The 16,503-nt window shown below is 52.6% G+C and carries 12 protein-coding genes; 4 read left to right on the forward strand and 8 right to left on the reverse strand.

Annotated features, from left to right (window positions below):
• The first annotated feature begins 24 nt into the window (after window positions 1-24).
• Window positions 25-1,095, forward strand: coding sequence for a branched-chain amino acid aminotransferase (locus tag FOA19_RS01110; protein WP_149088957.1), 1,071 nt, complete (start codon window positions 25-27; stop codon window positions 1,093-1,095).
• A 147-nt stretch (window positions 1,096-1,242) separates the two neighbouring features.
• Here the strand turns inward: FOA19_RS01110 and FOA19_RS01115 are convergent, their stop codons facing one another.
• Window positions 1,243-2,001 (reverse strand): hypothetical protein, encoded by a 759-nt coding sequence (locus tag FOA19_RS01115; RefSeq protein WP_149088958.1) that lies wholly within the window; start codon window positions 1,999-2,001, stop codon window positions 1,243-1,245.
• Window positions 2,002-2,331: 330 nt separating this feature from the next.
• Between FOA19_RS01115 and prfB the strand changes: the two genes are divergently transcribed.
• A protein-coding gene (gene prfB / locus FOA19_RS01120; protein WP_149088959.1) for a peptide chain release factor 2 occupies window positions 2,332-3,409 on the forward strand; the annotation gives its coding sequence in 2 pieces (ribosomal slippage) (window positions 2,332-2,391 and window positions 2,393-3,409; 1,077 coding nt in all).
• A 142-nt stretch (window positions 3,410-3,551) separates the two neighbouring features.
• Here prfB and FOA19_RS01125 read toward each other — a convergent pair.
• Window positions 3,552-3,938, reverse strand: coding sequence for a hypothetical protein (locus tag FOA19_RS01125; protein WP_149088960.1), 387 nt, complete (start codon window positions 3,936-3,938; stop codon window positions 3,552-3,554).
• Window positions 3,939-4,299: 361 nt separating this feature from the next.
• Here FOA19_RS01125 and FOA19_RS01130 point away from each other — a divergent pair, with 361 nt between their 5' ends.
• The gene (locus FOA19_RS01130; protein ID WP_149088961.1) at window positions 4,300-5,406 is read left to right on the forward strand and encodes a hypothetical protein; all 1,107 of its coding nucleotides are present in this window, start codon (window positions 4,300-4,302) and stop codon (window positions 5,404-5,406) included.
• Window positions 5,407-5,502: 96 nt separating this feature from the next.
• On the opposite strand, the gene FOA19_RS01135 is transcribed toward FOA19_RS01130, so the two are convergent.
• From FOA19_RS01135 to lon, 6 genes are all read right to left on the reverse strand, one after another.
• Window positions 5,503-6,294, reverse strand: coding sequence for a S1/P1 nuclease (locus FOA19_RS01135; protein WP_149088962.1), 792 nt, complete (start codon window positions 6,292-6,294; stop codon window positions 5,503-5,505).
• A gap of 112 nt (window positions 6,295-6,406) precedes the next feature.
• Window positions 6,407-7,135, reverse strand: coding sequence for an SDR family NAD(P)-dependent oxidoreductase (locus tag FOA19_RS01140; protein ID WP_149088963.1), 729 nt, complete (start codon window positions 7,133-7,135; stop codon window positions 6,407-6,409).
• Window positions 7,136-7,254: 119 nt separating this feature from the next.
• Entirely contained in the window at window positions 7,255-7,986 is a 732-nt protein-coding gene (locus FOA19_RS01145; RefSeq protein WP_149088964.1) for a hypothetical protein, read from the reverse strand.
• A gap of 130 nt (window positions 7,987-8,116) precedes the next feature.
• The gene (gene hslU, locus FOA19_RS01150; RefSeq protein ID WP_149088965.1) at window positions 8,117-9,523 is read right to left on the reverse strand and encodes an ATP-dependent protease ATPase subunit HslU; all 1,407 of its coding nucleotides are present in this window, start codon (window positions 9,521-9,523) and stop codon (window positions 8,117-8,119) included.
• 336 nt (window positions 9,524-9,859) lie between these two features.
• On the reverse strand, window positions 9,860-10,906 hold the full coding sequence (gene porQ / locus FOA19_RS01155) for a type IX secretion system protein PorQ (protein ID WP_149088966.1): 1,047 nt from the start codon (window positions 10,904-10,906) through the stop codon (window positions 9,860-9,862).
• Window positions 10,907-10,930: 24 nt separating this feature from the next.
• A complete protein-coding gene (gene lon, locus FOA19_RS01160) occupies window positions 10,931-13,429 on the reverse strand; it encodes an endopeptidase La (RefSeq protein ID WP_149088967.1) in 2,499 nt (832 codons plus the stop codon).
• A gap of 195 nt (window positions 13,430-13,624) precedes the next feature.
• Here lon and FOA19_RS01165 point away from each other — a divergent pair, with 195 nt between their 5' ends.
• Complete coding sequence (locus FOA19_RS01165; protein WP_149088968.1) at window positions 13,625-15,616, forward strand: OmpA family protein; 1,992 nt, start codon at window positions 13,625-13,627, stop codon at window positions 15,614-15,616.
• The last annotated feature ends 887 nt before the right edge of the window (window positions 15,617-16,503 follow it).

The following is a 16,503-nucleotide window of genomic DNA, read 5'->3' on the forward strand; positions in this document are numbered from 1 at the left end:
ACTTATTACCTATACATCTAACCTATGCAAACAGAATCCATTTCTATCCATACCACGGTTACCTCGGCGAGCCAATTAGCCGATCTTGACCTGGAAAACCTGCAGTTCGGGAAAGTTTTCGCGGACCATATGCTGGAGGTAGACTACAAAGACGGCGCCTGGCAACAACCGCGCATCCTGCCGTACGGCCCTATTGAACTGAGTCCGGCCACGGCTGCCCTGCACTACGGCCAGGCTATGTTTGAGGGGATGAAGGCTTACAAAACCCAGGATGGCAAAGTGGTGCTGTTCCGTCCGTTAGACAACTGGGCCCGGATGAACAAATCGGCGGTACGCTTGTGCATGCCCGAGATTCCGGAGGATATTTTTATGGATGGCCTGAAACAACTGGTGGCCCTGGATGCTGACTGGGTTCCGCAGCGCCCTGGTTATTCATTGTATATCCGTCCGTTCATGTTCGGGTCAGAAGGCCTCCTGGGCGTGCGTCCCTCCACAGAATATAAATTCATGATTTTCTGCAGCCCTGCCAGCGGCTACTATGCTGAGCCGGTGCGCGTGAAAATTGAGGAACACTACACCCGCGCCGTAGAAGGAGGATTCGGGTTTGCCAAGGCAGCCGGGAACTACGGCGGCTCGCTTCTGCCGGCCAAACTGGCCCACGAAGAAGGCTATCACCAGATCATCTGGACCGATGGCCGCGAGCACAACTACATTGAGGAATCCGGCACCATGAACGTGATGTTTGTGATTGACGGCAAACTGATTACCCCTGCGCTGAGCACTTCCATTCTGGCCGGCATCACCCGCGACAGCGTACTGCAACTGGCCCGCGACTGGGGCGTGGAAGTAGAAGAAAGACGCATCAAAGTGCAGGAGATTGTGGATGCCTACCAGGCTGGCAAACTGGAAGACGCTTTCGGGACCGGTACTGCAGCCACCATCGCGCACATCAAGTCCATTACCTTCAGAGGCGAGGAAATGGTGTTGCCAGCCCTGGCTGACCGGACGCTCTCCAACAAGATTTCTACGGAGTTAGACAACATCCGCTACGGCCTGGCCCCTGATCCGCATGGATGGGTGGTGCCGGTAGTGTAAGCCAACCTGATGAAATGAGAAAGCCGTTTCTGGGCTGTTTTACCTAAAACAGCCCAGAAACGGCTTTCTCATTTACGCCACTGTGATTTCCTCAGATGGAGGACCGAAGGTAAGAAACACGCCGATTCACCTAGAAAACTCTGTTCTTTATTCTTCTTCCTGCGGCGCAGTTTGGGGCGTCAGCTTATTTTCCACGGTTACTTTGGTTGCACCGGCCCTGGAGACAATTACTTCCTTGCCTACCTCGGTCAGTCCTTTGCTCTCATAGATTTTCATGGCCGTGGAGATATCTATGGCCTGGCGGGTTTGCTCGTCCAGGTCAAACGTCAGGGTGATGAAGTTCAGGTGCACGCCCAGCGGCTCTAGTACTTTGTTTGACTCCACCAGAAGCTGGCTTTCTAACTCTGCCTGGTCTAGTTCCACAATATCTTCTTTCAGAAAGAGCGCTTTGCTCACGTCTCTGATTCTTTTGTCTATGACCATGTTCTCGGCGCCCTCAAATGCGGTCGGCTCCAAGGCTTCGCCACTATCGGCATGGGCATTGGCTTTCCCCAGAAACTTGGCTTGCTTGATGAACGCCAGGGGCTCTGTGATGGAATAGTCGTAATCAATATGGATGGAGGCCCTTACCCTATCCTTCAGGTTGGAGATAAACCGGCTATCGCCTTGCATGGGGAAATTAGGAATCACCACCTTCATGAAGCAAGGATTCCCCATTCCTTTAGGCACCGCGTCTCCGGCCTGTATTTTCTTCCAGTTCATGCCGCAGTCATCTGAGGTCACCACCTGCTGGTTAGACTTGGCATAGTTACATGACTGCAAGGCTACAACAGAGGCTAAAAAAGCGAATCTGCTGACGTTGCGTTTGAATACCGGAAAGGAAACATATTGGTAAAATTTACGCATTCTATGAAGGGTTATTTGTAAGTAAAGTTGACTACTGTGGTATCGGCCCTGATTATAGCCTTTGCATCATTAGTAGTCCCCTTTTCCCTAATATTACAGCGCCTTGCTCAAGTTTATGCAAAGGCTTTCAAGCAGTTGATATAAGTAGAAAGTCAGCCGTGTAAGAATCCAAAAATCCCTTTCCCTGCTGTTTTGAGCCTACTTTTCTATAAATACGCTTATTCTACCTGGCCCAAGACCGGACTACAACCTTTTCCGGCTTCTTTCCTTATAACTAGTATCTTTGCAAAAACGGCTAATTCCCCTGTTTACAATTAGCACACTCCTGTTATGACCCAAGAACAAGTAAAAGAATTGAAAGGCCGCGTAGAGGCGTTGAGGAGGTATCTTTGACTACGATGCCAAGAAAGAACAAGTAACCGCCATTGAGGCCAAATCCGCTGCCCCTGATTTCTGGGACGATCCTAAAAAAGCCGAAACGGTCCTGAAAGAGGCCAAGACTCTGAAGACCTGGACCGATGATTTCGAGAACACCTCCAAAGCCGTGGATGACGTGGAAGTGCTCTATGATTTCTACAAAGAAGGTGATGTTTCAGAAGAAGACATCTCGGCTGAGTTTAAAGCTGCAGAGGAAACCGTAGAAGGCCTGGAATTCAAGCGGATGCTCAGCAACGAGGAAGACCAGTTGGGCGCGGTGCTGGAAGTAAACTCCGGCGCCGGCGGGACCGAAAGCCAGGACTGGGCCGAGATGCTCTACCGCATGTACCTCATGTGGGGCGAGCGCAAAGGCTACTCGGTGAAGCAAGTCGATTTCCAACCGGGCGAGGGCGCGGGCATTAAATCGGCCACGCTGCAGTTTGACGGTGATTTCGCCTACGGGTACCTGAAAGCCGAAATTGGCGTGCACCGTCTGGTGCGCATCTCCCCGTTTGACTCGGGCGGAAGGCGCCATACCTCCTTTGCCTCGGTGTTCGTGTACCCGGTGGTGGATGAAACCATTGAGATCAACGTGAACCCCGGCGACATTGAGTGGGACACGTACCGGGCCGGTGGCGCGGGTGGCCAAAATGTGAACAAGGTGGAGACCGCGGTGCGTCTGAAACACAAACCAACCGGTATCACCATTGCGGTGCAGATTGAGCGCTCGCAGCTCATGAACAAAGAACACGCCATCCGGATGTTGAAATCACAGCTCTACCAGATTGAGATCAACAAACGCAACGAGGAGCGCGACAAGGTGGAAAGCACCAAAAAACGCATCGACTTCGGGTCGCAGATCCGGAACTACGTGTTGCACCCATACAAACTCATCAAAGACATCAGAACCGGCGTAGAACGCACCGATGTGCAGAACGTGCTGGACGGTGACCTGGATGAGTACATCAAAGCCTTCCTAATGCAGGCTTAATCCCCATTGGTGATTATAAAAACGAGAGCGCCTTTCTACATTGCTGCGGAAAGGCGCTCTCGTTTTTAGGGCCGTTTTTTTTTAATCAAGCCAGAAACCAACTAGTCACACGCCCCAGCAGGCATCTCTCCCAAGATGCAGTCTACTCACCTCCCTGGGCAGGAACTTCTGGCTCAGTGGGTAAGGGCAGCACCTTGTAGCGCTTCTTCAGTAGATGGTACTTTGTCGCGGATTCATCTGCTTTATGGTTGGGGATGTCTTCCCGCTTATTGGTGTATTTTGCCATGGGCATGTTGCTGTAGATGGGCGTCTCCTCTTCCTTTGCCTCCCCATATTTCTTCAAGATTTCCGGGGAATTCTGGTTTGGTAGCCTAAACTTGAAGGCGGAGTCACCTGGTTTGTTCTTGAGCTTCAGGCGGGGACCCAACTCCAGCTTTTCCTCTGTTTTGCTACTATCCGCGGGTGTCTGGGCAAAGGTGGTACTAGCCGCAAAAAGCAATACCAGTACCGCTAAGATTCTCTTTTCCATATCTGTTACTCCTTTCAGGTGATCGTCAACAATCAAAATCCAGCCAACTACACTATCCCTAGTCAAGATATCCTTTTCAGCCGAGGCTGTCAAGGTAAAAATCTCGCCTGGGCTGATGCTCATCAGCAGAACGCTTTCCGGCCTCTTTTCTAAAAATCCGCCTTAAAACGGAAAGCAGTTGTCAGCCCTTCTGCTCTTCTTAAACGAAAAAGGAAGCGGGAATGGCATTGAACCCATCGGTTTAACACCATGTTAACCAAACAGAGCCTCCTGTCTTATCAAGGGGCAGACCTTCAAAGCTTTAGAAATGAACGAGTCATCTTTTGCTTCCCTCTGTAAGCGAGGGATAAATATAATATCTATGCGCCATCGGGTTTCCATTCTGGCCATGGTTCTGCTGCTGCCCTTGCTGGTAGCTCTGGGCGGTGCGGGTCAGCCGGTGAAAAAGCAGGAGCCGCTGGTACTCAAATCGGAGCAACTGCCTTTCCAGACGAAGGAGTTCTACGTAGCCGAGGTGATGGACGAGCGCCCCAATACCAAGGCGGTGGCCATGCTGGTCCCTGCCGCTACGCCTACCGGGGCACCGCAGCCCGTGGATTTCCAGGGAGGCAGCATCACAGCCATTAAGAAGTACATCAAGGAAAGCTTCGGGCATAACCCCAAGGCGCGGCCCATCATCATGCGCCTGAAAGAGTACCAGGTGGTGGAGAAACCAGCGGCGGGCGGCAGAGCCGAGGGACAAATCCAGATCTCGGCGGCGTTTGAGGTCCAGCGCGAGGGCAAGCGCCTGCATCTTTTCAACTACAAGAGCGGTGCCCGTTACGCGCGTCCGGTGAACAGCATCACGGTAGTGGAGCCTACCCTCCGGAAAACCCTGTCGGAATCTTTGCGCTATCTCACCGGCTGGATTGACAAAGAAGCGGCCCACAACGAGAAACTGGCCCGGGAGATAAAGGTAGATTTTGAGGACCACCGGGTGCACCTGGACGATGACACTCTGTTCTATGACCCTAACCGGCCGCTGCGGTGGAGCGATTTCCAGGGCGGGTCCAGGTTGTCGCAGAACTTCGCGGCCTCCGTTTTCCCCGGCCTTTCCAATGACATACAGTCAACGGTGGAGAATGGGGTGATCCACATCAAAGTAAATACCAAACCGTACATCCTGCGCAGCCTCTCCAAAGTTTTGCCCGATGCCCGAAACGAGTACGCCCTCAACCACGAGCAGCGTCACTTTGATATCCTGAAACTGGTGTCTGAGCATTACAAGCAGCGCCTGCGGCCCGAGAAACTTACCCTGGAAGACTACGAGAGCATCATCAAATACCAGTACCTGGAGGCCTTGTGGGAAATGGACCGTCTGCAGAAGGCGTACGACGGGGAAACGAACCACGGCCTTAATCGGGCGGCCCAGGAAAAGTGGAACCAGAAAATAGACCAGGAACTGCGTGACCTGAAGGTAAAACAGTAACCTATCTACGTAAATAAAAAGGCGGATACCCTTGGGAGAGTATCCGCCTTTTTTGTGGCCGTTTTGTAAAAATTGGGCCTAAAACAAGGTTGGTGACTACCCGAAGATTTCGTTCAACACACCGGCCAGGCGCACGCCGCCTTTCAGGAGTTGTTGGTTGAGGGTGTCTACGTGGTCAAAGTTGTAGCGGTAGCTCAGTTTCTCCTCGGGCTTAGTGATGCCTTTGTACAACTGCTGCGCTATCTGGTAAGACTCAAAAAACCAGGCCGGCGCCAACTGCTTCTGCCAAGTCTTCACCTGGTCTTTAGAGGCGAAGTTGATGGCGGCGGCGTACTCGGTGTAGCTCAACTGCTGGTACTCAATCAGCTGGGAATCCCAGACACGGTGCAGGTTGGTGGGCTGATTGAACCACTCCAAACGCACCCGGTTTCCGCCCAAATCCTCCGGACGGCCCACGTGCATGGGTTGGTGCACATCGCCTATGATGTGGATGAGCAGGCGCAGGTTCATTTGTTTCTTGTCCTGGGCCAGGTCCTTTTTCTTCAGCTCAGCGATCAAGTAGTTCAGGCGGGTATAGGCATCGGTGGCGGTATCGGCGTGCAGGTGCTTCTCCACCTGCTCAAAGCTCAGGCCTTCCTTCAGGTTCACATAGTGCCAAGTGTCCAGGTAGTTGTAGTTGGGGTCTGACTTGATGAAATCGGGCCAGTTGCTGGCCATGGCCAAGGACTCGTTGCCCAGTATCTTTCTGATGTTCTTTCTGGCTTTGGCGGAGATGTGGCGGTCGGCGATCTCGCCCACCACGCGGTGGCCAATCATGCCCCATCCCATGGACTGGAACGGCAGGTACAGAAAGAGGCAGAATACAATCAGTTTTTTGAAAACGCTCATGCTGGATTTGATGGTTTGAAAACGGAATCGCAAAAGTAGGGCAAAAATTCGGGCTGCCCCACTCCCCTTTCCGTTTCTCGGCCGTTTTGCAGAAATGAAGACTAAAACGCGCCTAGAAGTCCCGCACCGAGCACACCACGCCCCGGGCCAGATTGGGTTCTTCCATTAACCGGATGATTTTTTGGGACACTTCCTTCGGCGAGACCAGCGCACCTGTCTCTTTGTAGTCCCTGAACTGCTGCACGCTGCTGAACTGGTCGGCATCGGCTTCCCTGATCTGCTCCTGCATCTCGGTATCAATTAATCCGGGAGTGAGCGAGAATACCCGTACGCCAGTGCCCAGTTGCTCCTGCTCCAGTTGCGCCGTCTGCGAGAGCATGTCCAGCGCGGCTTTGGAGGCGCAGTAGGCCGCCCAACCATCTATAGGCCGTTGTCCGGCTCCGGAGCTGATGTTCACCACCATTTTATCTACGGCTTGCCGGTGCTGGTAGCTTTGCAGGAACATGTTCATGAGCATGGCCGGCACAATCACGTTCACGTCAAACACGAACTCAAAATGCTCGCTCTTGCTTTGCCCCATGTAGCCAATCTCGCCTATCACCCCGGCGTTGTTCACCAGCACCAGTTTCTGGGCGTTGTCAAAAGGCGTGAACACCTTGTGCAGGTTGTGCTCCACCCCGGCAATGTCTGAGAAGTCCAGAGGCTGGTGCCGATACCGCGGATGGTTGATGGTGTTGTTGCGGGAAACGCCCACCACGCAGTTGTTCTCGTCTTCTAACAAGGCCTCGGCGAGGGCTTTCCCCAAACCGCGACTGGCTCCGGTGATGATGTAGTGGTTCATAGTGTATATTTAGGATTTAGGAATGGACACTCTTCAGTTCATACGCAAAATGTATTCACATAAGTTAGCTTTAGAGGCTGTCCTTCCGCCCTTTATGGTATAGTTTTCCTCTACCCCATTCAGACACCATCCCTAAAAAGCTGCCGCTTCAGGTTTACAAACCCTCTCCAATCGCAGCTTCTATCTGTAGCCTTACTTATTTCATTTTTATATAGAATTTGGTAAGTATCCATGGTGGTACATCCTCCTCCACCAATTAGGGTAGTTTGATATTCAAACTGCCTAACCGCTTCCACCTGCTTATCTGATAGATAGACCAAGTTTGATTTATTACGCGCTATAAACTCCCCGTTCCTATTGGTAATGGTAAGTGAGTCTCTATAAAAATGGCTGCATCCCATGGAAGCATAACGGATGGTGAAGTACTCTCCTTCTTTCAAACGGTCAATCTTGGCGCGGCAAACCACATCTGTGTAGTCTGCTTTATCAACATAAAGCAATACCGTATCAATAGAAGCCCCAGTGGCTTTCACGATTTGGCTCACAGTTTGGTCAAAGATATTACGGTAAGATATTTTGTAGGTGCCTTTCTCAAACTTGCCTAGCCATAGATAATAGGATGGATACTTTGGTGCATCAGTCTTTAAGGTATCACCGTTTTTGAACAAGGTGACAGAAGACAGAGATACTATGTCCGATGAATCTCGACTATCCCTTGCGTTGATGAAAAGCCCACTTTCTTTGCCCTCTCTGATCTTTTGGGAGTTTTCTGTTTTACAAGCTGAGGGTACAATCATCATGATTACTGCCAATGCAAGAAATGAATTCTTTAGTATGTGTTTGTAGTCCATACAATTCATGTTATTAAGGTTTTCAAACTAAAGTTATGATGCTGATTCTGCCTTCTTTTCCATAAAACAGGCAAAAAAAGAGCCACTACCTTTTGGGTAGCGGCTCTTTTTTTTAATTCTACAGTCCTAATTAAAGAATATACTGGCTCAGGTCACGGTTCTTAACCATGTCGCGGAGGCGTTCTTCTACCAGTTCTGGCGTGATCATGAGGTGTGCGTTGGGCGGAATGGTATCTGGAACCTCAAACAGGATGTCGTTGAGCAGGCGACTCATGACAGTCTGCAGGCGGCGAGCCCCGATGTTCTCCACCTCGGCGTTCACCTCGAAGGAGATTTCCGCGAGTTTTTGCAGAGACTCATCTGTGAAGCTGAGTTCCACGCCTTCGGCCCGGAGGAGTTCTTCGTACTGCTTCGTCAACGCGTTTTTAGGGTACTTCAGGATCTGGTAGAAATCATCGGTGCTCAGGCTCTGCAGTTCCACTCTGATGGGGAAACGGCCCTGTAACTCGGGGATCAGATCCGATGGCTTGGCCACGTGAAACGCGCCGGCTGCGATGAACAGGATGTGGTCGGTTTTGATGACGCCGTATTTGGTGTTCACGGTGCTGCCTTCCACAATGGGGAGCAGGTCACGCTGTACGCCTTCGCGGCTCACATCTGGGCCGCTGCCGCCTTTGCCGCTGCCGCTGGCCACTTTGTCAATCTCGTCAATGAAGATGATTCCGGCGTTCTCGGCTTTATGGATGGCTTCCTCCTTCACCTCGTCCATGTCAATGAGCTTGGCGGCTTCTTCCTCCAGCAGCAGTTTGCGGGCCTCCGCGATGGTCACCTTACGCTTCTTGGTTTTCTTGGGCATCATGTTCCCGATCATCTCCTGGATGTTCATCATCGACATTTCGTCCATGCCCGGGCTCACCACGCCCACTCCCGAGGAAGGATGCTGCGATATCTTGATCTCGATCTTACGGTCTTCCAACTCACCGTTCCGAATTTTCTCCCGGAACCGCTCGCGGGTGCGCTCGTTCAATTCCTGGTCGCTGTCGGGCATATCGGTGGAGGAATGGTTATTGCCCCCGAAGCCCACCATGTCGCGGCTGCCCGGTTGGTTGATGGGCGGGATCAAGGCATCCAGAATGACTTCTTCCACCACCAAAGCGGCCTGCTGCTTCACGTCTTCCTTCTTGCGGGTTTTCACCATGTTCACGGCCTGCTCCACCAGTTCACGGACCATGCTTTCCACGTCCCGGCCCACGTAGCCCACCTCGGTGAACTTAGAGGCCTCCACCTTGGTAAACGGCGCATCGGCGATGCTAGCCAACCGGCGCGCGATCTCGGTCTTGCCCACCCCTGTGGCCCCAATCATGAGAATGTTATTGGGTACAATCTCTTTCTGCATGGCTGGATCTGCGTGCATGCGGCGCCACCGGTTGCGCAAGGCAATGGCTACGTTGCGCTTGGCGTCATGCTGCCCAATGATATATTTGTCCAACTCGGCTACAATCTGGCTGGGAGTTAAATACTTGGTTGAATCTAACATTTTCTAATGAGTGTTTGAGTGAATGAGTGCTTGACTGACTCTAAGCTGCTCCTCCTTTAAACTGAATTATCTTTCTTTAAAGCGGTGAAACACCGATTTATTTATCAAATATTCTCTTGTCTCGCGCTCTTCTGCCTTAACGGCTCAGGTTAAAAGTTGTTGGTCACCCTCCGGTTCGAGGGCGCCTTATCAGAAAAACAAACCCGATTTAGATCCGTTTTGCAGAAATCGGCCTTAAAACAGTAGCATTACATGTCTTCCAGTTCCTGCCGCTTGGGAGAATTATCCGCACACCTTCACATCTCCAAATTTCCACATCTTCAAATCTCCACATTATCAATCCAGCTTCTTTTTCAAAAACCGGTTCAAATCTGTGTTGAGGGTGAGGTAATTGCTGGCACCTGCTACGTGGTAGTTGGCGTAGGTGTACTCAAACCGGAACGCGTGCACTTTGACGGAGGCCCCGAAGGAAAATCCGGCCATGCCTCCTACGTTCTCCACTACCAGTTCTTTCCGCCGCAGGTGATTATAGCCGCCCCGCAACTGAAAACCAGGTCCCAGGATGAACTCGCCGCCAACCACAAAGTGCCGGGCCAGCTTATCGCCGAAAGTCTTTTTCTCTTTCACCTCTTCGTTGTTCTCGTCCAGGGTGCCGGGTTTGTCAGGGTCCAGGTAGACGATGTCAAAGCGCTGCAGCTGGTGCGCCGTGACGGACAGCCGAAAGGGAGCGTGCTCTGGTTTGTAGCTGGCGCCCACCTGTATGTCCAAGGGCATGTCTTCGCGTTCGCCGTTGTCATAGGGTTTCAGCATGACGCCCAGGTTCCGGATGGCCAAACCTACCACAAAGTCGCGCTCGGGGTGTTTGAACGTTCCGCCAATGTCTATCAACGTGGCCACCGCTTGATCGCCGGCAATGCTGGAGATGGCTACTTTGGCCGTGGCGCCCAGGGTGAAATGCTCAATAGTGGCCGCGTGCGACAAAGAAACCGCGTAATCCCGCACTTTGAACGTGCCCTCCTCAACCCCGGCATCGTCCGTCTGGGTGAAAGTACCATAATCCAGGTACTGGATCCCGATGGCGTTTCGGCCCCAGCGGCTGCTCTTAAAAGTGTAGCTGAGGTTGTTCTGGCTTACATCTGAAAGGTAGTTGAGGTACGTCAGGCCCAGGTGGTTATCCGTCTTGCCGTGCATGAGCCCTGGGTTGGCCGAGAACGCATTCACATCTTCCAAGCCGGAGGACACGTTCACGCCGCCCAATGCCGCCTGCCGGGCATGCGTGGGCACATCCAGGAATCGGAAAACAGAACGCCCTCCCATTTGGGCAGCCGCCAGTTGCACGAAGGCAAAAGACAAAAGACCCAAAAGGAAAAGGCGTTTCTGCATGGTTTTTCTATAAATAGGCAAAAATCAGCTTTCGGCTGGGGCCGGCACGGCTTCCTCCCGCACCCGAAGGTCCAGTGGTTTCTTCACTTTCTCCGGCAGCAGGGCAAAGTCCAGCACCTCGTCCACGTAATCCACATAGTGGATGTTGAGGCCCTCAATGTAGTGCGCCGAGATCTCGTTCACGTCCTTGCGGTTCTTGTAGCACAAAATCACGTCTTTGATACCCGCGCGCTTGGCCGCCAAAATCTTCTCCTTGATTCCGCCCACCGGCAACACCTTGCCGCGCAGCGTGATTTCGCCGGTCATGGCCAAATGCGACCGCACCTTGCGCTGCGTGAACACCGATGCGATGGACGTAAAGATAGCGATACCGGCGCTAGGTCCATCTTTCGGCACAGCCCCTTCGGGGAAGTGGATGTGCAGGTCGTATTGGTCGAAAATCCGGTAATCAATGCCAAGCTCCTCGGCATGGGCGCGCAGGTAAGAAACCGCCGTGATAGCGGATTCCTTCATCACATCGCCCAACTGCCCCGATAAGGTCAGCTTCCCTTTGCCGCGGCTTAGCAACGATTCAATAAACAGGATATCGCCGCCCACGGAGGTCCAGGCCAAGCCCGTCACCACACCCGCGGTCTCGTTGTCCTGGTACAGCTCTTTGTCGAAGATTTCCGGTCCCAGGATGCGCAGTACGTCTTTGGGCTCCAGTTTGGCCGGCCACTCCTCTTCCATGGCTTTGGATTTGGCAATGTTCCGGATGACCGCCCCCAGCTTGCGCTCCAGGTTCCTAACGCCCGACTCGCGGGAGTAGTCCTCAATCACCTTCTGGATGGCCGCCGTGGAAAAGGTCACGTCCTTGGGCTGTAATCCGTGATCTTCCTTCAGTTTAGGGATAAGGTGGCGCTTCGCGATTTCGGTTTTCTCCTCCACCGTGTAGCCGGTCACCTCAATGATCTCCATCCGGTCTCTCAAGGCCGGGTGAATGGTCTCCAGCGAGTTAGCCGTGGCAATAAACAGGACTTTGGACAGGTCATACTCCACCTCCAGGTAATTGTCCACGAAGGTATGGTTCTGCTCAGGGTCTAATACCTCCAGCAACGCTGATGATGGATCGCCCCGGAAATCAGAAGTCAGTTTGTCTACCTCGTCCAGGATCATCACCGGGTTAGAGGAAGACACTTTTTTGATCTGGCTGATGATCCGGCCCGGCATGGCGCCTACGTAGGTTTTGCGGTGTCCTCTGATCTCGGCTTCATCCCGCACGCCGCCTAGGGCGATGCGTACGTATTTGCGGCCCAAGGCTTTGGCTACAGAACGACCCAGCGAGGTTTTCCCCACGCCCGGAGGTCCGTACAAGCAAAGGATAGGCGCCTTCATGTCATTCTTCAACTTAAGGACCGCCAAGTACTCCAGAATGCGCTCCTTCACCTTCTCCAGACCGTAGTGGTCGGCGTCCAGGATCTTTTTGGTTCGCTTCAGGTTGAAGTTATCCTTGGTATAGTCGCTCCAGGGTAAATCAAGGAGGAATTCGCAGTAGTTCAGGGAAATGGGGTACTCAGCGGCCTGAGGGTTGAGGCGGCTCAGTTTGTCCAGCTCCTTGCTGAAGTGCTTGGCAACGGTCTCGGGCCATTTCTTTTTGGCCGCGGTGGCGCGCATTTTCTCCACTTCCTGCTCAGGGCCGTCCATGCCCAACTCATCCTGTAACACCTTGATCTGCTGGCGCAGGAAATAGTCGCGCTGCTGCTCGTCAATATCGGTGTGTACTTTGGAGTGGATTTCCTGCTTGATCTCCAGCATCTGGATCTCGCGCATCATGAGTTGCAGCAAAGTAGTGCCGCGCTCCACACCGTCGTTGATCTCCAGCAGCTTCTGTTTCTGCGCCACTTCCACATTGATGTTGGAAGACAGAAAATGGGTCAGAAACGAAGGACTGTCAATGTTGTCCAGCGCCACCTGGGCCTCCTGCGGAATCTCGGGGTTCAGCTTCAGGATCTTGGCGGCCGCCTCCTGCAGCGACTCCACCAGGGCTTTCACCTCTTTGCTTTTCTGGTTCGGGAAGGTCTCAGGGCAATGAGACACCTTGGCCACCATGTACGGTTCTTCCTGGGTTACTTCCTCTATTTTGAAACGGCTCTGGCCCTGGATGATGATAGTTGTATTCCCATCGGGCAGCACCAGCATCTTCAGGATCTTGGCCATGGTGCCCACCTGGAACAGATCGTCCGGGGTAGGCTCCTCGGCGGACATGTTCTTCTGGGCCACCACGCCCACGGTTTTATCGCCGCGGTAGGCTTTGCGCACCAGGCGCACAGATTTCTTCCGGCTTACCGTGATAGGAATCACCACCCCTGGGAAGAGGACAGTATTTCTAACCGGCAGAAGCGGCAATGTTTCGGGGGTATTTTTTTCAGCGCCCTCGGCGTCGTCCAGTTCTGAGGTGATGATGGAGATGATGTCTCCGTTGCCATCGTCAGATAAATCGGACAACATGAGTTGCTGGATCAGGTTCTCTTGGGTATAATTCATACGTCGTGTCTCTGAGGATGCCATTATGGCAGCAATCCTCCCGTCGGTTCTGTTGTTTGTCTATAAGATATATACTTGTCAAGTCCTGTGCCAATATATCACCGAATTTCTATAGAATAGGGATAATTTCACCTCAGAAAGAACTACATTTGGTACCGCATATTGAAATAATGCTTTTCAGGTGCCCTTTCCTTTATGTTGCGTACTGGCTCTCTACTTATTTTCCTGCTCTCCTTTTTCCTGGGGTTTTCAACCCTGGGACAGAACAAACCTGCCCTGCGGCTGAAGCAAAAACCCGTGACTGATTCGCTCCGGAAAAAAGCCCCGGAAGCCGAGGTTGTGCTGCAGTTCCCCAATATCAACAAGGCTCCCTATTACCACCACAAAGCCAAGTACGCCACCATCCTGAAACTGGAGAAGAAAAAGGCCTGGGCCAAGGTCCTGCCGCTGCTGGAGGAGTACGTGGGCAACTTCGGGATTGACAATTTCTATAAAGATACGAAACTTCTCTGGCGTTTAGGGCAGCTTTATGAACGTTTAGGGCAGCGGGAGAAAGCCGTGGCCTACTACCGCCTGGTCCTCAAACACCACCGCACCGACATCAGGCAGGTACAGCAGTACTATGACTCGCTGGAACAGAAGAAAAAGGACCTGTATGTGCCCCTGCAGTATTATTATGAACTGGTGGAGTACCGCAAATCGGTGGCCACGTTCAAGCCGCCGCGCGGGGTGTACACCAACATGGGCGATGCCATCAATTCCAAAGCCGAGGATTATGGCCCGGCCGTGCGCTCAGACGAGGAACTCTTCATTTACACCTCTCGCCGCAAGGGCGTGAAAGCCACCGGCACCGACGAGGACCTCTATTTCTCCCGCTTTGAAAATGGGTTCTGGCACGAGGGCGAGTCTTTTGGCAAACCCATCAACAGCATCTACAACGAGGGCTCCGCCTGCCTCAGCCGCGACGGAAAGACCCTTTTCTTCGCTCGCTGCGAAAGCCCCGATGGGTTAGGAAACTGCGACCTGTACACGGCAACCCGCCTAGCCGATGGTTCCTGGGGCCAGCTCAAAAACCTGGGCGCCAACGTAAACAGCAAGGCCTGGGACTCCCAGCCCACCTTATCGCCGCAGGAAGATACCCTCTATTTCGCCTCTGACCGCCTGGGCGGCTTTGGCATGAGCGACATCTATTTTACCCACAAAGGCAAAAACGGCCAATGGGCGCCGGCGCAGAACCTAGGTCCCATCATCAACACCCGCGAGAGTGAGGTGAGCCCCTATTTCCACCCGCTGTACCAGGTCCTGTATTTCAGCTCGCGGGGGCAGTTGCTCAATTTCGGGGATTTCGATATCTACAAGGCCTACCGCATCAAGGGCAACTGGCAGGAGCCGCGCAACATCGGGCCGCTGGTGAACGGCAAAGGCAGCGAATACTACTTCACCATCAACGCCAACTCCACCAACCTGTACTACGCCCGCTCAGAGCCCTCAGATCTCAAGAACCTGGACCTGTACTCCTTCCCGTTGCCCATGGAGGCGCATCCGCTGGCGGTGACCAAGCTCACCGGCGTTTTGATGGATTCTACCACCAACAAGCCCCTAAACGGCATCATTTCCATCATTGACCTGGACAACGGCATTGAAGTAGCCTCCAAATACCTGCGCGAGGACGGTTCCTTTGACTTTGACCTCATTGACAACAGCCGCTACATGATGCTCATCCAGAGCTCAGATTTCTTCTCCATTGAAAAGGAAATCAACCTGAAGGAAGATACCGTGATGAAGATCATGACCAGCCTCATTGACTACAGCATTCCGCTCATTTTCAAGAACCTGGAGTTTGACGAGGGCAAGGCCGAGATCAAAGACGCCATGAAACCCACCCTGGACCGCATCGTTCTGTTCCTGGTAGACCACCCGAAGGTACGCCTCAGCATTGAGGGCCACACCGACGGCAGCGGCGACCCCGATGCCAACCTGGAACTCTCCCAATGGCGGGCCGTCTCCATCCAGAAGTACCTGGAAAGCAAAGGCAACCTGGACGCCGGCCGCATAGACGCCATAGGCAAAGGCAGCTCAGAGCCCATCAAGCCCGAACTCACCATTGAGGACCGTGCCGTAAACCGCCGCGTAGAATTCAAGCTGATCAAACCCAAAGAAGGCGCCACCGGTGGCGGCGATTGGTAACCATTCTATAAGGTTTCATTTAAAAGCGTTTGGGGGCTGATTTTATAAAACAGCCCCCAAACGCTTTTGCCTTTCCAAGCGAAGTCCATTAACAGTTCCACCGCTATAAATAGTCCAGTTTCACCGTGATTTACCAAAATAAGTCTTAAAATAGGACTATCTGAAACAGCCCTGATCTTGTTCCTTCTGAGAAGCACATGGCATGGGGTGTTTCTGTAAGATGCGTGACAAGATTGGTAATAGTCTTCTGCACATGAACCCACCCCTACCCCTCCTAGGAGGGGAATTCCGCAAAGCGTTAGAAAGTAGTTGTGCTACAATTATAATTGTTGGTGATAACACTAGCGACGGCGTGACGTCATGGAAACATGTAAGCGCAGAAGTAAGATTAAAACAGCTAGATTACTCCACCCCGTTCGTCAGGACGATGAAGGATTGCAGCGGCTCTATGGCAGGGCTGTTACATGCAGCTCGTCGGAGGTTGGGCGCATGCGTAACCCAACCTCCGACGAGCGCAGGCAGTGGCTCCTCTAGCAGCAGTGGCGTAGGTTCACCATGCAACAGAGGACGCTTGCGGGGTGCCACAAAGAATGAAGAAAAGACTGTCTGAGCGTCAGCGAGTTTCTTTTCTTCTTGATTCTTTTGGTTACTTTTCTCATCAAGGAGAAAAGTGACAAACGCGGGCAGACCGCGGCTGCAGCCATAAAAAGTAGGACAGATATAGGAAGTAAGTACCTAGAAAGTAGTTTTTGAGGCTGACGCCTCACTGCAGTTGCAAACTGCAAACCATGGTAGGTCCAAGTCACAGACTTGAACCAGGAAGTGAGGAGAAGAGAATAGACAACCCCTGTTTCAAGCAATCATAAAAAGTGTTTCAAGGCTCCTTT

Origin of the sequence: Rufibacter hautae (genome assembly GCF_008271695.1) — a bacterium.
GTDB lineage: Bacteria > Bacteroidota > Bacteroidia > Cytophagales > Hymenobacteraceae > Nibribacter > Nibribacter hautae.